This is a genomic window from Microbacterium sp. Root180, assembly GCF_001428485.1.
GTDB lineage: Bacteria > Actinomycetota > Actinomycetes > Actinomycetales > Microbacteriaceae > Microbacterium.
The window spans coordinates 195621-213922 of record NZ_LMHS01000002.1 but is presented as its reverse complement, the minus strand read 5'-3'; the positions used below and the strand labels follow the sequence as shown (position 1 = coordinate 213922).

18 protein-coding genes and 2 tRNA genes are annotated in these 18302 nt (G+C 69.2%); 9 read left to right on the top strand and 11 right to left on the bottom strand.

From position 1 onward, the window contains the following. Positions 1 to 173 precede the first annotated feature (173 nt). Positions 174 to 947, bottom strand: a complete 774-nt coding sequence (locus tag ASD93_RS05320; RefSeq protein ID WP_056119766.1) for a hypothetical protein — start codon at positions 945 to 947, stop codon at positions 174 to 176. Between the two features lie 212 nt (positions 948 to 1159). Here ASD93_RS05320 and ASD93_RS05315 point away from each other — a divergent pair, with 212 nt between their 5' ends. The 4 genes from ASD93_RS05315 (at position 1160) to ASD93_RS05300 (ending at position 4945) form a co-directional block, all read left to right on the top strand. Next, positions 1160 to 3184 (top strand): DUF262 domain-containing protein, encoded by a 2025-nt coding sequence (locus ASD93_RS05315; protein WP_056119763.1) that lies wholly within the window; start codon positions 1160 to 1162, stop codon positions 3182 to 3184. Between the two features lie 14 nt (positions 3185 to 3198). Next, a tRNA-Ile gene (locus ASD93_RS05310) sits at positions 3199 to 3272 on the top strand. 178 nt (positions 3273 to 3450) lie between these two features. Then, positions 3451 to 4602 (top strand): right-handed parallel beta-helix repeat-containing protein, encoded by a 1152-nt coding sequence (locus ASD93_RS05305; protein WP_157536876.1) that lies wholly within the window; start codon positions 3451 to 3453, stop codon positions 4600 to 4602. Positions 4603 to 4642: 40 nt separating this feature from the next. Further along, on the top strand, positions 4643 to 4945 hold the full coding sequence (locus ASD93_RS05300; protein WP_056119758.1) for a hypothetical protein: 303 nt from the start codon (positions 4643 to 4645) through the stop codon (positions 4943 to 4945). Here ASD93_RS05300 and ASD93_RS05295 read toward each other — a convergent pair. After that, positions 4937 to 6013: a DMT family transporter gene (locus ASD93_RS05295; protein WP_056120901.1), complete on the bottom strand. Its 1077-nt coding sequence runs from the start codon at positions 6011 to 6013 to the stop codon at positions 4937 to 4939. The genes ASD93_RS05300 and ASD93_RS05295 overlap by 9 nt on opposite strands. A 51-nt stretch (positions 6014 to 6064) precedes the next feature. Here ASD93_RS05295 and def point away from each other — a divergent pair, with 51 nt between their 5' ends. Further along, on the top strand, positions 6065 to 6631 hold the full coding sequence (gene def, locus ASD93_RS05290) for a peptide deformylase (protein WP_082569192.1): 567 nt from the start codon (positions 6065 to 6067) through the stop codon (positions 6629 to 6631). A gap of 70 nt (positions 6632 to 6701) precedes the next feature. On the opposite strand, the gene ASD93_RS05285 is transcribed toward def, so the two are convergent. The 5 genes from ASD93_RS05285 to dusB form a co-directional block, all read right to left on the bottom strand. Further along, positions 6702 to 6774, bottom strand: a tRNA-Asn gene (locus ASD93_RS05285). Positions 6775 to 6837: 63 nt separating this feature from the next. After that, positions 6838 to 7626 (bottom strand): ATP-binding cassette domain-containing protein, encoded by a 789-nt coding sequence (locus tag ASD93_RS05280; protein ID WP_056119755.1) that lies wholly within the window; start codon positions 7624 to 7626, stop codon positions 6838 to 6840. Positions 7627 to 7674: 48 nt separating this feature from the next. Next, positions 7675 to 9534, bottom strand: a complete 1860-nt coding sequence (gene dnaG / locus ASD93_RS05275) for a DNA primase (protein WP_056119753.1) — start codon at positions 9532 to 9534, stop codon at positions 7675 to 7677. Next, a complete protein-coding gene (locus ASD93_RS05270; protein WP_056119749.1) occupies positions 9534 to 10874 on the bottom strand; it encodes a deoxyguanosinetriphosphate triphosphohydrolase in 1341 nt (446 codons plus the stop codon). The genes dnaG and ASD93_RS05270 overlap by 1 nt, the downstream gene beginning before the upstream one ends. Continuing rightward, positions 10864 to 12030, bottom strand: a complete 1167-nt coding sequence (dusB, locus tag ASD93_RS05265; RefSeq protein WP_056119747.1) for a tRNA dihydrouridine synthase DusB — start codon at positions 12028 to 12030, stop codon at positions 10864 to 10866. The genes ASD93_RS05270 and dusB overlap by 11 nt, the downstream gene beginning before the upstream one ends. Before the next feature lie 90 nt (positions 12031 to 12120). Here dusB and ASD93_RS05260 point away from each other — a divergent pair, with 90 nt between their 5' ends. After that, positions 12121 to 12624, top strand: coding sequence for a glutathione peroxidase (locus ASD93_RS05260; RefSeq protein WP_056119744.1), 504 nt, complete (start codon positions 12121 to 12123; stop codon positions 12622 to 12624). Positions 12625 to 12684: 60 nt separating this feature from the next. Here the strand turns inward: ASD93_RS05260 and ASD93_RS05255 are convergent, their stop codons facing one another. From ASD93_RS05255 to ASD93_RS05240, 4 genes are all read right to left on the bottom strand, one after another. Then, positions 12685 to 13365: a DsbA family protein gene (locus ASD93_RS05255; protein ID WP_056119741.1), complete on the bottom strand. Its 681-nt coding sequence runs from the start codon at positions 13363 to 13365 to the stop codon at positions 12685 to 12687. Between the two features lie 103 nt (positions 13366 to 13468). Continuing rightward, a complete protein-coding gene (locus ASD93_RS05250) occupies positions 13469 to 14281 on the bottom strand; it encodes an isoprenyl transferase (protein ID WP_056119739.1) in 813 nt (270 codons plus the stop codon). After that, positions 14278 to 15021, bottom strand: a complete 744-nt coding sequence (gene recO, locus ASD93_RS05245; RefSeq protein WP_056119736.1) for a DNA repair protein RecO — start codon at positions 15019 to 15021, stop codon at positions 14278 to 14280. The genes ASD93_RS05250 and recO overlap by 4 nt, the downstream gene beginning before the upstream one ends. Positions 15022 to 15075: 54 nt before the next feature. Next, positions 15076 to 16263, bottom strand: a complete 1188-nt coding sequence (locus tag ASD93_RS05240) for an aminotransferase class I/II-fold pyridoxal phosphate-dependent enzyme (RefSeq protein WP_056119734.1) — start codon at positions 16261 to 16263, stop codon at positions 15076 to 15078. Between the two features lie 96 nt (positions 16264 to 16359). On the opposite strand from ASD93_RS05240, the gene ASD93_RS05235 reads away from it, so the two are divergent. Genes ASD93_RS05235 through ASD93_RS05225 form a run of 3 tightly spaced genes read left to right on the top strand, consistent with a single transcriptional unit; the run spans position 16360 to position 18178 of the window. Continuing rightward, complete coding sequence (locus tag ASD93_RS05235) at positions 16360 to 16824, top strand: MarR family winged helix-turn-helix transcriptional regulator (protein ID WP_056119732.1); 465 nt, start codon at positions 16360 to 16362, stop codon at positions 16822 to 16824. Further along, positions 16821 to 17471 (top strand): hypothetical protein, encoded by a 651-nt coding sequence (locus tag ASD93_RS05230; protein ID WP_056119729.1) that lies wholly within the window; start codon positions 16821 to 16823, stop codon positions 17469 to 17471. The genes ASD93_RS05235 and ASD93_RS05230 overlap by 4 nt, the downstream gene beginning before the upstream one ends. 20 nt (positions 17472 to 17491) lie before the next feature. Then, a complete protein-coding gene (locus tag ASD93_RS05225; RefSeq protein ID WP_056119727.1) occupies positions 17492 to 18178 on the top strand; it encodes a trimeric intracellular cation channel family protein in 687 nt (228 codons plus the stop codon). The last annotated feature ends 124 nt before the right edge of the window (positions 18179 to 18302 follow it).

Genomic DNA, 18302 nt, shown 5'->3' with positions numbered 1-18302 from the left:
GGTGCGTCTTCCCCAACGACCTGACACGAAGCTCTGGCGGATGTTCGATTGTGCTGCGGCCATTATCGCCCACGCCGGCCCGGAATGACAAGCGTGTGATTCGGCCTGTCGCAGCATCCGTCCCACGACGAACGCCCCGGGCAAGAGACCGGGGCGTTCGAAGGATGCGAGGGTCAGGCTTCGCTCATGACGTTGACCGCCGCCTGGCCCTTCGCTGCGTAGTATGCGGCGCGCGCGGCGTCCTTGCGGGCCTGCTCGGCGTAGCCCGCCTCGAGCACGTCCTGCGGGACGGCGACGCTCTCGGTGTGGTTCACGCCGTTGTACTTCGCGATGTAGGCGTCGAGCTCCGGTCCTGAGGTCCACGACGTGATGAGGCAGTAGCGGGGATCGGTGCCGACGTGGGTCGCGGCGTGCCACAGTCGCTGCGTGTCGATGATGAGCTGTGCGCCCGCGGGAAGCGCGATGCGCACCTCGCCCTCGGGATCGGTGCGGTTCTCACGCAGGACGAAGAAGCTGTCCTTATCGTCGGTGAGGTTGAAGAATCCGCGCACGACCCAGCCGGTTCCATCCGGGTTCAGGCGGTTGTTGTCGTCCTGGTGCAGGTTGTAGAGGCACTCGCCGTAGGGCGTGGGCTGCAGCTCGATCACGCGGCAGCGGCCGACGTTCGCGCCGGGCTCCTGCGCGCGACGAGTCAGGTTCGGAGCCTTCTCGACCTGCGAGTCGATCCAGACGCCGTCCTTGTCGGTGCGCGGCGGCTTGTGGTTCCAGAAGCCGTTGCACTCGATCTCGCCGAATGCGCTCGCGAGCGGGGCGAAGCGCGTATCGCCCGACGACTTCCAGTCGTTGTACTCGATGTCGAGCCACTCCTGGGGGTCGAGCTCCTGGTTGTAGCGGTCGAGGACGACGTAGCCGGTCTCCTCGAGCGCAGCGGACTTGATGTAACCCATGACGGATTGCCTTTCGGTCAGCGGGCCAGCACGTTTTAACAGGCCCAACTAAGGCAAGCCTACCCGCGACCTCTGAGTGCCCTCGGGTACCGGACCGTGAATATCGGATGCCGCTCCCCGACCGCGCTCGGGACGGTCGATAGACTCGAGGAGGCGTGTCCGGCGGCTCTCGACCCCCGCGCCGACGAGATTCGAAGGAGCGTATCCGGGCGATGGTCACTGCCACGAACGTCGATGCCACCGCGGTCAACACGATCGGCTGGCTCTCGGCAGGAGACTGGACCATCGTCGTCCCGGTGTATCAGCGGCAGTATCGCTGGGACATCGGCGCGTGCGAGCAGCTGCTGTCCGACATCCGTGCCGTCGCCGACCTCGACGATCGACGCATGCACTTCATCGGATCGATCCTGTCGTCGACGGGCACCGTCGACGACCGCGCCGAACTCGTCCTCATCGACGGCCAGCAGCGCGTCACCACCCTCATGCTGCTGGTCGCGGCGCTGCAGCACACCGTGCGAGACACGGACCCGTCGCTGGCGGCGGAGCTCGCGCGCGTCCTCGTGCGGCCCGGCGACGCGGCCGCGACCAAGCTCCGTCCCCACGCGGCCTGGGCGGAGGTCTTCGAGAGCGTCGTGCTCGACAGGAGGGGTCCGGGCCAGGGGGCGCGCGACTCCCGATTCGACGACAACTACGCCTTCTTCCGCAGCCAGGTCAGCGCTGAGGAGGCGCCGCACGTCTGGCGCGGACTGCAGAAGCTGGAGCACGTCGCGATCACGCTGGGGACAGGGGCGAACGCCCAGCAGATCTTCGAGAGCCTCAACTCCACGGGCGAGCCGCTGCGCGACCACGAGCTGATCCACAACTACGTGCTGATGGGCCTCTCGCATGCGGAGCAGCGCGAGATCGAGAGGGAGTACTGGCTGCCGATCGAGCGCGACACCGGTGACTCCATTGCCGCCTTCTGGCGCCAGTACCTGGTGATGACGACAGGACGGGAGGTCGTCGTCACCCGCAGTCGGGGCGTCTACGACACGTTCCGCCAGGTCTTCCCGACGCTCGACATCCACGACCTCCGCCGCCACGCCGCCGAATGGCGCGAGTACGCCGAGATCTATCGCATCCTCCAGGAGCCCGGGAGGGAATCGGATGCTGCCATCTCCCGTCATCTGGCAGGCGTCGCGACGTTCGGCACCGCGATGCACCCGCTCGTCATGGAGACCTACCGCGACTGGAAACGGGGCTCGATCGGCCGGGAGGAGCTCACCGCGACCCTTGAGCACGTTCAGGCGCTCCTGCTTCGCCGCACCGTCGTGGCGACGGGGACCGACAGGATCGTGGCGCGCCTGTGCCGGGCCCGGCGCGGGGGCTGGGACGAACTCGTGTCGGCCTTCTCGCGGATCACCCCGTCGGACGAGCGGATCCGTGCCGCACTGAAGTACTCGGCACTCCCCCACCCGGCGTACGTTCTCGGCCGCCTCGCCGGCATCGACAGCACGAACGGGATGGAGGTCGAGCACGTGCTCCCACTCGCTCCCGCCGAGACGTGGACGGGCGACGGCGTGCGCACCTGGTCGGACTACAGCGAGGACGAGCAGAACAGCGCCCGCGCCCTCGCCTCGACCCTCGGCAACCTCACGCTCCTCGAGGAGGACCTCGCCCAGCGCGCCTTCGACGCCTCGTTCCCCGAGAAGCGGACGCTCTACGGGCGCAGCGGCGCCGACCTCACCCGAGCTCTGGCGACGGCGGAGTCCTGGAGCACCGCGGCAATCTCGCGACGATCGGCCGAGTTGGGCGAGCGGTTCGCACAGATTTGGACACGCCCCGGCAACTCCCTCATCGACGACGACGGCCTCACCCCCATCCTCGACGCCGTCCACCGACGCGGCTGGCCGATGGGCTGGGAGCGGGAGTGGGACTACGTCGAGTACCGCGGCGAGCACTGGGAGGTGCCCGACGTGAAGTACCTCTTCAACCGCATCTTCAAGCGGCTCTGGGCCGATGATCGCGCCGCCGTTATCGCGTACAGCGGGCGGCGCGGCGGACCCGTGTACCGGGCCCAGTCCTGGAACGGCCAGTGGGATCGCCTGGACGATCAGACCTGGCTCTACATGGGCTGGGACTCGAGCTACATGCTCAGTGCGCTGCAGGGCCTGCTCGAAGAGGCGGGCATCGCCGCCGAGGTCTTCGTGAAGTACTCGTACATCGGCACCGCGATGAACCGGGTCGCCGCGCGTTAGGCTCGGGTGCGCAAGGGGCGGTGGCCAAGCTGGTCAAGGCAGCGGGCTCATAACCCGACGATCGTGGGTTCAAGTCCCACCCGCCCTACGAGCAGGAGGGGTCGCCGTGCGGCGGCCCCTCCTCTCTTGTCCGCTCCGCGACGTCGGAGGGGGGTTATGGGGCCGGGTGACGCGGAGTAGCATGCCGATCGGCGAGGACGATCATGACTCAGATACGGGCTGCGACGGACGATTCGGACACGCTCCGCGGACGCCGGCGTCTCCGCGTGACGCACGCCATCATCGCGGCTTGTGCCCTGGGGGCGGCGGCGGTCCTCGGTACCGCACCGGCCGAAGCGGCACCGTCGGTCACCTGCGGCAGCGTGGTGACGAGCGATCTGACGCTGACGGCGAACCTGACATGCGCGGGCGGAGACGGCTTGATCCTGGGCTCCGATGTCACCCTCGACCTCGGAGGGCATCGCCTGTCCGGCGACGGATCGGGGATCGGCGTACAGACGAGCGCTGACTCCACGGGCGGCAACACCATCCGGAACGGGCTGATCGAGAACTGGGCGACGGGAGTCCAGCTGCAGGCGGAGAGTCTGAACGGCGTGCCGTACGCGGTGTCCGGGGTGAAGCTCGACCACGCGCCGGTCAGCCACCTTTTCGGAAACACCGAACTGATGCTCGTCGATGTCAGAGCCGCGGACTCCCCGATCACGGGGCAGTTCGGCGGCGATCTCGCGATCTCGGGTTCGAGGCTCACCCGCTCGCCGGTGGACGTGTTCTTCGCGAGCGCCGACATCGAGGACTCCACACTGATCCAGAGCGCGGTGAGCACGACCGCGCAGGGCGAGGTGCGGATCGAGGCGTCCCGACTCGACGGGAAGGGCAAGAGCGCGCTGGGGTTCGTGAGCGAGACGTCGATCACCATCACCGACAGCGTCGTGAAGAACTACGCACAGCCCATCAGCGGCTTCTGGGGCGGTGTGACCCTGACCGGCAACACCTTCACGGACATGCCCGGCGGTGTGCTCGGCGACATCAGCTCGAACATCGGCTCCGACGGTGTCTCGCTCATTTCGGGAAACTCGTTCACGCGCAGCGGGGTGGTGCTCCGGGGCAATGTCCCCATGGTCGTCGAGAACAACACCTTCACCCGCAACCGGGCCGGCGTGATCTTCAGCCGGGGCGAGCCTTTGCCGGGCGACCCGCCGCCGACGGCGGTGGGATCCCGCGCGACGGGCAACGTCTTCGCGAGGAACGCGGGCACGGGCATCGAGTCGCTCCTGCCTGGGCTCGCCGTGGGCGACAATCTGGCTCATCGCAACGGCGGCTACGGGATCTTCGCACCCGATGCAGTGGATCTCGGCGGCAACATCGCCTATCGCAATGGACTCGGCCAGTGCGTCGGGGTCACGTGCGCGGGCAGATGACCTGACCGCCGACCGAACCCGCACCTGGCAGAATTCTCCTGTGGACGCGATCGGATGGGTGGTGCTCGTGGCGGTCGCCGTCACCACGATCGTGTTGGTCGCGCTCGCCCCGCGTCTCAAGCGCGAACAGCTGCGGAAGCAGCTCGACGGGACGACGGGTGGCTCGCTGGCCGGTGTCGGATCGGGGTTCGACTCGGTGTGGCGGCCGTCTGCCGAAGACGCCCACGCCGATTGGGAGGCGTCGGTCGAGATGCCCGCACCGGCGCCTATCCCCGGAGACAAGGGACGCATTCAGGACGGCCGGCTGGTCATCCGGGTGGATGACGACGCCGCATCAGCGTGAGCCGGGGTCTTCCGCCCTGTTCTTGAGCGGGGGGTCCGGCCAGACCTTGGCGACCGCCTCGGTCACACGGATGGATCCGGTCATGGGCTGCGTGGAGTCGGCGCCGGGTTCGCTGCCGCGCTTGATCGGCAGCTCGTGGCTGTCGCTGAGGATCTGCGGATGGTACCGAGCGAGCTGATAGACGCCCCAGACGGCGACCGCGCCGACCGCGGTGAAGGCGAAGTAGACCCAGATCGGGGCCCCACTCGCCTCGCCGAGGATCGTGAGGCCGATCACGACCGCCACGATCGGATCGATGACCGTGAGCCCGGCGATCACGAGATCGGGCGGACCCGACGCGTACGCGGTCTGCACGAAGTACGCGCCGATGGTGGCGCCGAGGATCAGTGCCGCTAGGCAGGTCACGGTGAGCCACTCGAAGTCGCCCGTCTTGATGCGCTCGATGATCACCTTGGCGAGCGTGGCCACGAAGCCGTACATGACACCGGCGGCCGAGATGTAGAAGAGCGCTCCGATCCGCTTGCGCCGCCACAGCCACAGTCCGCCCAGAACGAGGGTCACGACCCCGAAGATGATGAGGATCGTGATGACCTGCGCGTTGGTGACCGGCCGCTCGGTCGCGAAGAGGGCGGCGATCGTGACGAAGACGAAGATGCCGCCGACGCACGCCGCGATCGCGATCAGCGACCGCTTGGTCGGACGGTGCCCGCTGATCTGCGCATTCAGCAGCGTGGTGATGACGAGGGCGATCGCTCCGAGAGGCTGCACGACGATGAGCGGCGCGACCGCGAGAGCCGATAGCTGGCACACGATCGCCAGCACCAGCATGACCGTCCCGATCACCCACGACGGCCGCGAAAGCAGCTTCAGAAGGTGATGGAAGTTGAGTCCGCCCGTGCCCGTGGACCCTGTGAGCTTCTCGACTTTGGTGACGCCGCGATGTTGGTACTGAGCGCCGAACGACATGAACACGGCGCCCAGAAGGGCCAGTGGGATGCCATACAGGAGGGCCGGATTCTGGAACGCGCCGACCAGCTGGTCGCCTACGTCCTGGAGTTCGTCCGCCATCCACACCACACGTCGACACTAGCCGCCGTCACCGCTCGGTAGGCTCAAGGCGTGGCCGTTCTGCCGATTCGCATCATGGGTGACCCCGTCCTGCACGCCCCTGCGGGCCTCGTCGAGGAGATCACGGACGAGATCCGCACGCTCGTAGCCGACATGTTCGAGACGATGGATGCCGCACCCGGCGTGGGGCTTGCGGGCCCGCAGGTCGGGGTGCCGCTTCGCCTCTTCACGTACTCCTACACGGACGACGACGGCGCACCCTGGCGCGGCGTCGTCATCAATCCCGAGCTGTGGCAGCGCCCGCTCGATCCGGGTGACCCCGACGAGGACGAGGAGTCCGAGGGCTGCCTGTCGTTCCCCGGTGAGCGGTTTCCCCTGCGCCGCTCCGACGAGGTGCTCGTGACGGGCACCGACCTCGAGGGCGAGCCCGTTCGCATCCAGGTCGCCGGCTGGCGGGCACGCATCATGCAGCACGAGTTCGACCATCTCGACGGCATCCTGTACGTCGACCGGCTCGGCGACGGCGACTGGAAGACCGCGCAGAAGATCGCACGCAAACGCGGGTGGGGACGCCCCGGCCAGGCCTGGACGCCCGGCGTCGACGACATCGACGCCTGACACGGCCGGGAGCCGCGGCACGAGCTGCCGGCATGAAGAAAGCCCCGGGGGTGGAGCCCCGAGGCCTTCGCTCCCCCACTTGGACTCGAACCAAGAACCTACCGGTTAACAGCCGATTGCTCTGCCAATTGAGCTATGGAGGAATGCTGTTCCGCTCGCGCGGGCAACCACACCATATTAGCAAACGATGGGACGTGCTCGTGACGTCACGAGGCGACCAGCCGATGATCTGCCTCGCCACTGGGCGTCCACAGCAGATCCTTCGTACCGTGCCCGTAGGCGATGGCGTGGCCCCCGCGAAGCACCAGCACATCGGCGTCGAGCTCCCGGACGACCTCGGGCTCGTTCGTCACCACGAGCATCGTCATGCCGTACTCTGCACGACGGCGCAGAAGCGCCTCGCGCGCGGCGCGGCGGACCTCGACATCCATGTTGGAGAACGGCTCGTCGCCGATGAACAGGCGCGGCTGCAGCACCAGCGCGCGAGCGAACGCAACGCGCTGGCGCATGCCCGCACTCAGCTCGTACGGGTACTTCGCCGCCGCGCCGAGAGGCAGCAGGAGCTCGTCGAGCAGCGTCGCAACGCGTACGGAGAGCGCCCGCTGGTTCACCCGCCGATCGCGGCCCGTGATGGGTTCGCCGATCACCTCCGACACGGTGAGCCGCGCGGGCAGGGCCGCCCCGGCGGCCTGCGGCAGGAATCCCGTCAGGTAGGTGAGCTGCCGGATGCCGCGACCCGGATGCCGCACGCCGATGCCCTCGACGAACGCGTCTCCGCCGACTACGGCGAGGCCGTCGTCGGTCGAGCCGGCGAGCACGGACACCAGGCTCGACTTGCCCGATCCGGTCGGACCCATCACGGCCAATGTGCCCGCATGCGGGAGCGTGAATGACACGCCGTCGACCACGCGCTGCGCGGGACCGCCGCGTCCTGCGCGTGCGATCGAGAGATCGCTCGACCGGATGGCGACGTCGGCTTCTCGGCGTCGAGTCATGCACTCATCCTGCCTCGTCGGACAAGACGGCGCCAGCGGTGAATGCGCTCAGACCTCGGCGACCAGCTGCTGCCGCTGAGCATCGAGCTCGCGCAGCCGCATCCGGATCTCGCGCCCTTCATCGGATGCCGCGGGCACGCGCTGGATCGCGCCGAGAAGCTCGTTCTTCTGTCCGTCCAGTCCGCGGATCACGAGGCGGCGCGCGAGGTCGGTCGTCGAAGAGACGGCCTCAGCGTCGTCCTGTGCCGGGAAGTCAGCGGCGAGCAGCTCGCCGCCCAGCGCCCGATATGGCTCGCGCACAGCGCCGATCGCCTCGACGGCCCAGCCCGGCCGAGACATTCCGGACGCACGCTGCTGCACCGCCTGGCGGACAGCGTCGAGGGCGGGATGCCGGAGCGGGAGCTCCAGTGCGCGCGCGACGAGTGCGGCATCCAGCCGGTGGCCGAACTGCAGCAATCCCATCAGCGCGTCGCGCTCGAGGGTGACGTCTGCCGTTCGAGGCAGCGACGCGAGCGTCACGCGCACCAGCGGCGCGTCCGGAGCATCGGTCACCGGGGGCGCGGCATCCGGAGCCTGCTCGCGGCGCGAGCCGCTGCGACCCGCACGTTCGACCTCTCGCCGCACGTCCTCCGTGTCCATGCCGAGCCGTCGTGCGAGCACGCGCACGTACTCGGGCTGCAGCAGGGCGTCCCGAAGCTCGGCCACCACGGGGGCGGCGGCGCGGAGCGCGCCGACCCGGCCCTCAACGCTCGCGAGATCGAAGCCGGCGATGCGCTGATCCAGCACGAACTCCACCATCGGCGCCTTGGTCTCCATGAGCCCGCGCACGGCGGCGTCGCCGCGATGCAGGCGCAGGTCGCAGGGGTCGAGACCATCGGGCCCGGTCGCGACGTAGGTCTGCGCGTTGAACCTCTTCGCATCGGCGAACGCCCGCAGGGCGGCCTTCTGGCCGGCGGCATCCGGATCGAAGGTGAAGACGACCTCGCCGGCGGTCGAGTCGTCGCCCATCACGCGGCGCAGGACCGTGATGTGGTCGGAGCCGAACGCGGTTCCGCACGTCGCGATCGCCGTCGTGATGCCCGCGAGGTGGCAGGCCATGACGTCGGTGTACCCCTCGACCACCACGACGCGGTGCTCGCGCGAGATGTCCCGCTTGGCCAGATCGAGCCCGTACAGCACCTGGGCCTTCTTGTAGATCACGGTCTCGGGGGTGTTGAGGTACTTGGGTCCCTTGTCATCGTCGAACAGACGCCGGGCGCCGAAGCCGATCACCTGACCCGTCACGTCGCGGATCGGCCACACGACCCGGCCGCGGAAGCGGTCGTAGACGCCGCGCTGCCCCTGCGAGACGAGTCCCGCATTCGTCAGCTCCTCGTCGGTGAAGCCCTTGGTGCGGAGGGCGTCGCGCATGCCCTCCCACCCCTTGGGCGCATAGCCGACGCCGAAGTGGGCCGCAGCGCCGGCGTCGAAGCCGCGCTCCCCGAGGAAGCGACGGGCGATGTCGGCCTCTCCCGTGGCGAGCTGCCCGCGGAAGAACTCGGCCGCCGCCGCGTTGGCGGCGTACAGGCGGGTGCGACCGGTGTGCTCCGGCGCCGCTCCCCCGTCCTCGTAGTGCAGGGTGAAGCCGATGCGGCCGGCGAGGCGTTCGACGGCCTCGGTGAACGAGACGTGGTCCATCTTCGTCAGGAAGGAGTAGACGTCGCCCGACTCCCCGCATCCGAAGCAGTGGTAGAAGCCCGCCTGGGGACGCACGTTGAAGCTGGGGCTGCGCTCGTCGTGGAACGGGCAGAGGCCCTTCATCGCACCGACGCCGGCGTTCTTGAGAGCGACGCGCTCGCCGATGATGTCGGCGATGTTGATGCGCGCCTTCACCTCCTCGACGTCGGCCTGACGGATGCGCCCCGCCATCAGCGGGCCCCGGTGACGCGTGAGGACGGGGTCCAGATGCCGACGGACGCGGGATCCAACTCGCCCACGAGCCTGCCGTGCCAGGAGATGGCGACCTGATCGGTGAGGCTTGCGACCTGATCCACCACGACGCGACGACGCGCCGCGTAGGTCTGGGCGGAGGCGAAGTCCTCGGCGTGGAGCGCGTCGAGCGCGTCGGGCTGCTCCCACAGGGCGGTCGCGAGCCGCTTCAGCACCCGGCGCTGCTCCTTGTAGAGGTCCTTGCGACCTTCGATCGACACGACGACGGCCCCGATGATGCCCTTGAGGACCGCCATCTCGGCCTCGACCACACGCGGCACCATCACGTGCGCACGATACCGGGTGAGCACCGACATCCCGTAGGCCTCCCGCGTGGCGGTCGTGGCCGCCCGGGCGAACCGGCCGATGAGGTCGGACGTGAGGTTCTTCAGCCGCGCCAGGGAAGAGCGCGTGCCGTCGAAGGCCGTGATCCACTCGGGCATGCGCATCAGGCGGTACAGCGCATCCTCGAGCTCGTCGCGGGCGAAGTCGAAGCCGACCCACGACTGGATCGCACTCAGCAGCGCCTGGTGCTCTGCGGGATCGGCCAGGCGCGCCGGGTCGAGGTAGCCGTTGACGACCGCGTCCTCGAAGTCGTGCACCGAATAGGCGATGTCGTCCGAGAGGTCCATGACCTCCGCCTCGATGCAGCGCACGCGTCCGGGGGCGCCCTCTCGCATCCAGTGGAACACTTCCTCGTCGTCGGGATACACGCCGAACTTGAGACGGCCCCCGGGATCGGGGAGCGGGTGCTCCGCCGTCCAGGGGTACTTGCACGTGGCATCGAGGCTCGCACGCGTGAGGTTCAGCCCGAACGTGCGTCCGTCGTCGTCGACGATCTTGGGCTCCAGACGCGTCACGATCCGCAGCGTCTGGGCGTTGCCCTCGAATCCGCCGATGTCGTCGGCCCACTCGTTCATCGCGCGCTCGCCGTTGTGCCCGAACGGCGGGTGGCCGAGGTCGTGACTGAGGCACGCGGTGTCGACGACGTCCGGCGCGAGCAGGAGCGCCGTCGCGAGCTCGCGCCCGACCTGGGCGACCTCGAGAGAGTGCGTCAGACGGTTGCGCGCGAAGTCCGCGGGGCTCGCCGGGCTGAGCACCTGCGTCTTGGCCGCGAGGCGCCGCAGGGCGGCGGAGTGCAGCACCCGGGCACGGTCGCGCGCGAAGTCGTCGCGCTGGGAGCGGTGGCGCTCGGAGTGGAAGCGTGCGCCGTCGGCATCGTCATAGCCCGACGGGCGCTCAGACGCGATGCCGATCGCGACGGCGCCTTCACCCGCCACTGTGGTCGAGCTCCGCTTCGGCGATGGCACAGGATGCCTCGGCACTGAGCTCGCGCGAGTCGAGCCAGTGCTCGGGCAAGGCGGGGCGCTTGGGGGTGCCGGCACGGCCGCGCTGTCCCTCGGCGGCGGCGCCCGGGTACGGGGCGTCGAGATCGAGCGTCGCGAGCAGGTCGTCGATCTCGGCGAGACTCGACACGGTCGCGAGGCGGGCGCGGATGTCTCCGCCCACGGGGTATCCCTTGAAGTACCAGGCGACGTGCTTGCGGATGTCGCGACATCCGCGGTCCTCGTCCTCGAAGAACTCCACGAGCAGCTCGGCGTGGCGGTGGAACGCCCGGGCGACGAAGCCGAGGGTCGCATCGACTGGAGCACCGGATGCCGCACCCGGCCCCCCGAGCTCGCGAGCGAGGTCTCCGAACAGCCACGGGCGGCCGAGGCATCCGCGACCCACGACGACCCCGTCGCAGCCGGTCTCGGCCATCATGCGGGCCGCGTCGGCGGCCGACCAGATGTCGCCGTTTCCCAGCACGGGGACGCTCGTGACCGCCTCTTTGAGCGCCGCGATCGCCGCCCAGTCGGCCTCGCCGGAATAGAACTCCGCGGCCGTGCGCGCGTGGAGGGCCACCGCGGCCACACCGGCGTCCTCGGCGATGCGACCGGCGTCCAGGTAGGTGAGGTGATCGGCGTCGATGCCCTTGCGCATCTTCACGGTGAGCGGCACGTCGCCCGCGGCACGAGCGGCGCGGGTCACGATCTCGCGGAAGAGGCCGAGCTTCCACGGCAGCGCCGCACCGCCTCCCTTGCGCGTGACCTTGGGGACGGGGCATCCGAAGTTCAGGTCGATGTGGTCGGCGCGGTCCTCCTCGACCAGCAGGCGGACGGCTGCCTCGGTCGTCGAGGGATCGACGCCGTAGAGCTGGATGGAGCGCGGCGTCTCGGACTCGTGGTGGGTGATGAGACGCATCGTGGTCGCGTTGCGCTCGACGAGCGCGCGGGTCGTGATCATCTCGCTCACGTAGAGACCGGCGCCGTACTCACGGCACAGGCGCCGGAACGCCGTGTTGGTGATCCCGGCCATGGGGGCCAGCACGACGGGCGCGTCCAGCTGGATGGGCCCGATGCGCAGGGTGCGCGCGGGAGCGAGGGCAGTGGTCACGTCGTCCATTCTCCCAGACTCCCGCTGGGCGAGCGCAGTGCGATCCCGGGCTGTGGAGCCGCCTCCTGCGCGAGGGCTTAGCCTGGGGTGATGACCGAGGCTACCGCGACAGATCTGCGCAGCATCCCGTTCCACACCGCCGACGGCGGCACCACGACGCTCGCCGACTACGGCGACAAGGTCCTCCTCGTCGTGAACGTCGCGTCGCGGTGCGGCCTGACCCCGCAGTACGAGCAGCTCGAGCAGCTCCAGCGCGCATACGCCGACCGCGGCTTCACGGTCCTCGGCTTCCCCTGCAACCAGTTCATGGGTCAGGAGCCCGGCTCGATGGACGACATCCTCGAGTACTGCTCGACGACGTGGGGCGTCTCGTTCCCCGTGCACGACAAGGTGAAGGTCAACGGAGGCAAGGCCGCCCCGCTCTACAAGGCTCTCAAGGATGCCCGCGACGTCGAGGGCAACAAGGGACGCATCCAGTGGAACTTCGAGAAGTTCGTGCTCACGCCCGAGGGCGAGGTGCACCGCTTCCGCTCCAACGTCAAGCCGGACGACCCGGCCATCGTGAGCGTCATCGAAGCGCACCTGCCCGGCTGAGCTCGGCTGCACGGAAGCCCGCCGCGTCCCGCGGCGGGCTTCTGTCGTATCGGTCGGAGGTCAGGCGCCGACGGGCGCGTCCTCGCGGCGCTCCGCCCACACCTGCCGCACGATCTGCGCGAAGGCCTCGGCGGGCTGGGCCCCCGAGACCCCGTACTTGCCGTCGATCACGAAGAACGGGACGCCGTTGATGCCGTAGGCCTGTGCCTGCGCCTGGTCGGCGCGCACCGCGTCGAGGAATCGTCCGCTGCGCAGCGCGTCACGCGCGGCATCCGCGTCCAGCCCGGCGTCGACGGCGAGCGCGACCAGCTCGTCCTCGTCGCCGAGATGGCGCCCCTCGGTGAAGTAGGCCGACATGAGACGTTCGGCGAGCTCGTGCTGCCGGCCCTGAGCCTTCGCGAAGTGCAGCAGCTCGTGCGCCTTCACAGTGTTCGTGTGCTTGAGCAGGTCGAAGCGGTACGCGAGACCGGCCTCTGCCGCGACGCCGGTCACCCGGTCGAGCATCTGCTGGGCCTGGTCCTGCGAGATGCCCTTGTGGGTCGCGAGATAGTCCGCCTCGCCGCCCTCGAAGTCGACCGGGGTGTCGGGCGAGAGCTCGAACGAGTGGAAGACGACCTCGACCGCGGGGGCGTCATCATCACCGGATGCTACGGCGAGCCCGTTCTCGAGGTTGCGCTTGCCGATGTAGCACCAGGGGCAGGCGATGTCACTCCACACGTCGATCTTGATGGCATCCGTCATGCTCAGGGACAACCACCCCGCACCGGGCGTCTATTCCGGCGAATGCGCCATCCGTCGCTCAGCATCGCGATGCGCGCGCGGTGGGAGCAGCCGGAACGGTGGCCTATAGGGCGGGCGCGTCGGGCGAGTCGACGGCGCCGCCGAAGCGGCGATCGCGATCGAGGTACAGTCCGATCGCGCGCCACAGGTCGGTGCGCGAGAAATCGGGCCACAGCGTGTCGAGGAAGACGAACTCCGCGTAGGCGGACTCCCAGAGCAGGAAGTTCGAGGTGCGCTGCTCGCCGCTGGAGCGGATGAAGAGGTCGACGTCGGGCATGTCGGGCTGATAGAGGCGCTTGCGGATGAGCTTCTCGGTCACAGCGGACGGTGCGATCCGGCCTGCGGCGATGTCGTCCCCGATGGAGCGCATCGCATCGACCAGTTCGATGCGACCGCCGTAGTTGACGCACATCGTGAGCGTCAGCACGTCATTGCCTGCGGTGAGGCGCTCGGCGAACTGAAGCTCCTTGATCACGCTGGACCAAAGGCGGGGCTTGCGTCCGGCCCATCGCACCCGCACGCCCCACTCGTTGAGCTGATCACGCCGACGGTGCAGCACGTCCCGGTTGAATCCCATGAGGAAGCGCACCTCGTCGGGCGAGCGGGACCAGTTCTCGGTCGAGAAGGCGTACACCGAGAGGTGGGTCACCCCTGCCTGGATGGCGCCGGCGACCACGTCGAGCAGGGCCGCCTCCCCCGCCTTGTGCCCCTCGACGCGGGTCAGCCCCTGACGGTTCGCCCAGCGGCCGTTCCCGTCCATCACGATCGCGACATGGCGCGGCACGGCTCCTGCGGGGAACGCCGGCGGATGGACACCGGTCCAGTCGATCGGACGGTAGGGGACGGCGTCGCGGTGCGTGAACGGCTTGGGCGTCATCGAGCGCCTCCTTCGGGCGCGGACACGACATGGGCGAGCGACCGGATGCCGCGCTCCAGGTGCCACTGCGCATAGGCCGCGATGAGACCGGATGCCGCGGCGCACGACGCCGGGGACGAGGCATCCACCCGCTCCCACTCGCCGGCCATCAGCGAGTGCAGGAGTCCGGCCGTCTCGGGGTGGACGCGCGCCGCACCCGTAGGCGCGCAGTCTCGACAGACCATGCCGCCGAGCTGGGCGACGAAGGTCTCGTGGGGTCCGGGGGCACCGCACCGTGCGCATTCGGAGAGTCCGGGTGCCCAGCCCGACAGCGCCATCGCCCGGAGCAGGTAGGAGTCGAGGACACTGCGCGAGGCATGCTCACCGCGGGCGAGGGCCCGCAATCCTCCGACCAGCAGCAGATACTGCTGGGGCGTGGCCTCGGCCTCGTTGAGCCGGTCAGCGGCCTCCACCATCGCATGCGCCGATGTGTACCGGTCGTAGTGCGCGGCGATGTCGGCGCCGTACGAGCCGAGCGACTCGGCCTGCTGGACGATGTCGAGGGAACGACCCTGATAGAGCTGCACGTCGGCGACCATGAACGGCTCGAGGCGCGCGCCGAAGCGCGAGGTGGTGCGACGCACGCCCTTGGCGACGGCGCGGAGCTTGCCGTGACGCCGGCTCAGCATCGTCACGATCCTGTCGGCCTCACCCAGCTTGTGGGTGCGCAGGACCACGACTTCGTCGCGGTAGGTGGGCACTCGTCAATTATGGTCGCCGCCGCCCACACGGGCGCGGTGGCGCCCCGTGGAGCGTCAGTGCCGGACGCCGCTCAGATCGGCCGCCACCTCTTTCAGGTGCGGGATGGCGCGCTCGATCGACTCCATCGTCGCCGTCAGCGAGATGCGGAAGTGGTGCGGCTGGTCGAACAGCGATCCGGGCATCAGATGCACGCCGCGCTCGGCGAGGGCGGCGCAGAACGCCTCGCCATCGCCTCCCGGCGCCTTTCCCCACAGATAGAACGTGCCCTCGGGCCGCGTCACCTCGACACCGGCGCCGACGAGCGCGTCGTACAGCCGATCGCGCTTGCGAGCGAGCTCCGCGACGTCGATCGACAGATGCTCGAGCGCGGGCACCGAGTACTGCATCACCGCATCGGGGAAGCCCCAGCCGATCGCGAGCCCGAGGGGGAACAGCGCCGCGCGCAGCTCTTCGCGCTCGGCCGGCGGGATCAGCGGAGACAGGGCGAGGTACCCCAGGCGCTGCCCCGGCGCGAGGAGGACCTTCCCGTAGCTGTAGTCGATGACCGTCCAGGGGTAGGCCGGCGCCGGGCTCGCGAACTCGATGCCGTCGAACCGGATGCGACGGTAGGGCTCGTCGGACAGCAGCCAGATCCGGCGGCCGTGCTCGCTCGACGCACGCTCGAGCACCTCCGCCAGGGCACGCCAGGCGGCCTCGGGGTAGACGCGTCCGGTCGGATTCGCGGGCGAGTTCACGATCACGATGCGCGTGCGGGGCGTGATCGCACGCGCGATGGCGTCGACGTCGAGATCGAAGGTGTCGGGATCGAGTGCGGCGCGCACGGGCACGAGGTCGGCGGCGTACAGCATCGGCTCGTAGCAGAACCATCCGGGGACGGGGATCACGACCTCGTCCCCGGCATCGGTGAGAAGTGCGAGCGCCAGGGAGATCGCGCCGAACGCCCCCTGGGTCATGGCGATGTCCTCGGGCTCGAACGGGAGTCCGAGTTCGGCTCGCAGTCCGGCCGCGACCGTGTGCTGCGCCTCGGGTTCGCTCGTCTTGTAGGCGAACCAGTCCACGGTCTGCGGCTCGACGTGGGCGCGCAGCGCGTCGGTGAGTCCCGGGAGCGCGAACTCGTGCGGGTTGCCGAAGGTGAAGTCGAGCGCGTCGGGGTCATCAGCGGCCCCCTGCACCTTCGCGAAGAACGTGGTGACGACATCCACCGCCGCCTTCGCCCTCGCCGCGCGTGTCGATATCGCCATCGCACTCACCTTCCCCAGCCGCGAGAACCTGTCGAAAGGATCCCAAGAGATCGGGGGCGGGTCAACGTCGAGGGCACATAATGTATTCTGTTCACTATGTCCGGAACGCACGTACTCGATACGCTCCTCGCGATCTCGCGCATCCTCGAGGCCGATCAGGAGCGCGAGCTCGATCGCCGCGGCCTCACCGTGCCGCGGACCCATCTGATGTGGGTGCTGTTCCACAGCGGTCCGGCGACGCAGATCCACCTGGCCGAGCAGCTCGAGGTCACCCCGCGCCACATCACCACCCTCGTCGACGCCCTCGACGCGACCGGTCTCGCGCGGCGGGAGCCCCACCCCACAGACCGGCGTGCCGTGCTCGTTCACCTCACCGAGCGAGGACTTTCCATCATGGAGACGATGGATGCCGAGCACACCGATCTCGGAGCGGCCCTGATCTACGGGCTGGACGACGACACGGTGGCCGCCGCCGTCCGCGCGCTCGACCACGTGCGGGAACGGCTCGCGCACCTGGTGGCCGAGCACGAGCAGGCCCAGCAGGAGCGTGAGGACCTATGACCCGCACGGCGCCCGCGCTGGCCGCGCCCGCGCGCACCGGCTTCCTCACCCGCGCCGCCGCACTCGCCCGCGCGGCGTGGCGGGCGGAGGTCGGCATCTGGCAGAGCCTCTACCGCTGGCTGTTCCGGCGTCCGCGGGTGCCGCGCGGAGCATCCGGCTTCTCCTACCACTCCCCCGTCCTCACGATCCTCGTGATCTTCATCGTGCTGTCGGCGATCGAGATCCCGATCGTCGACCTCATCGTGCATCAGTGGCCGTGGGTGCGCATCCCGCTCCTCGCGCTCGGGATCTGGGGCGTGACCTGGATGATCGGACTGCTCCTCAGCTACCTCACGAGGCCCCACGCCGTCGGACCCGAGGGCATCCGCGCACGCTACGGCGCCGACATCGACGTCGACCTCCCGTGGGAGGCTGTCGCGAGCGTCGAGAAGTCCCGCGACGTCCTCGAGAAGGCGCCCAAGGTGCGCGACGAGCCGCACGGGCACACCCTGGCCCTGCGCATGCAGAACGAGACGAATGTCCTCGTCATCCTCGAGAGGCCTGTCCGCATCCGGCTGGGCGACACCGAGACCGAGATCGACGCGGTCCGCCTGTGGGTCGACGACCTCGACGGATTCATGACGGCGGTGCGCACCCACATCCCGTGAACCGCCGCGACAATGGTGGGGTGGACGAACCGATCCTCGTGATCCCGCTATGGGCGGATCTCATCGCCGTGGGCCTCGGCGGCATCCAGGGCGCGCTGTTCGCCTCGGGCTTCCGCGGTCAGCGCCGCCTCGACCTGCTGGGCGTCGCGATCATCGGCATCGTCGTCGGCATGGGCGGCGGCCTCATCCGTGATCTGCTCCTCAACGTCACGCCGGTCTCGCTGCAGAGCAACTGGTACCTGCTCACGGCGACCGTGGCCGCCCTCGCCGGGATGCTGCTCGCCGGCGTCTTCCAGCGGCTCAACGCCGTGATCGTCGGCCTCGATGCCCTCGTCATCGGACTGTTCGGAGCCCTCGGCACCAGCAAGGCGCTGTACCTCGGACTCCCCCTCGTACCCGCCGTGTTCGTCGGGGTGTGCGCGGCGGTGGGCGGCGGCATCCTGCGCGACATCATCATGGGACTGCCCGTCGCGATCATGCACGTCGGCTCGCTCTACGCCGTCGCTGCGGGTGCCGGATGCCTCTTCCTCGCCGTCGCCAACACGCTCGGGCTCGATCTCGTGATCGCGGCCGTCATCAGCGTCGTCGTGACGACCGTCATCCGTCTGCTCGCGGTGATGTTCGACATCTCGCTGCCCGAGCAGCGCGCGCTCTACAGGCGCAAGGTCGCCGTCGAGACCTCGACGATCCCGATCGTCAAGTCCTGACGGCGCTCCGCCACGAGGTTCGGGGCGCAGATCTCATGCGACGCGCCGGGATCACCGGCGTGTCGCGCTCCATCCACGCCCCAAGTCAGAGCTCACAAGCCGGTCTTCGCGAGCCGAACGCGAG

Excerpts from the sequence above, each read along its gene's own strand:
- ASD93_RS05320 (WP_056119766.1), bottom strand. The coding sequence starts at position 947 with ATGGGTTACATCAAGTCCGCTGCGCTCGAGGAGACCGGCTACGTCGTC.
- ASD93_RS05315 (WP_056119763.1), top strand. The coding sequence starts at position 1,160 with ATGGTCACTGCCACGAACGTCGATGCCACCGCGGTCAACACGATCGGC.
- ASD93_RS05295 (WP_056120901.1), bottom strand. The coding sequence starts at position 6,013 with ATGGCGGACGAACTCCAGGACGTAGGCGACCAGCTGGTCGGCGCGTTC.
- ASD93_RS05280 (WP_056119755.1), bottom strand. The coding sequence starts at position 7,626 with ATGACTCGACGCCGAGAAGCCGACGTCGCCATCCGGTCGAGCGATCTC.
- dnaG (WP_056119753.1), bottom strand. The coding sequence starts at position 9,534 with ATGGCGGGGCGCATCCGTCAGGCCGACGTCGAGGAGGTGAAGGCGCGC.
- ASD93_RS05260 (WP_056119744.1), top strand. The coding sequence starts at position 12,121 with ATGACCGAGGCTACCGCGACAGATCTGCGCAGCATCCCGTTCCACACC.
- ASD93_RS05255 (WP_056119741.1), bottom strand. The coding sequence starts at position 13,365 with ATGACGGATGCCATCAAGATCGACGTGTGGAGTGACATCGCCTGCCCC.
- ASD93_RS05250 (WP_056119739.1), bottom strand. The coding sequence starts at position 14,281 with ATGACGCCCAAGCCGTTCACGCACCGCGACGCCGTCCCCTACCGTCCG.
- ASD93_RS05240 (WP_056119734.1), bottom strand. The coding sequence starts at position 16,263 with ATGGCGATATCGACACGCGCGGCGAGGGCGAAGGCGGCGGTGGATGTC.
- ASD93_RS05235 (WP_056119732.1), top strand. The coding sequence starts at position 16,360 with ATGTCCGGAACGCACGTACTCGATACGCTCCTCGCGATCTCGCGCATC.
- ASD93_RS05230 (WP_056119729.1), top strand. The coding sequence starts at position 16,821 with ATGACCCGCACGGCGCCCGCGCTGGCCGCGCCCGCGCGCACCGGCTTC.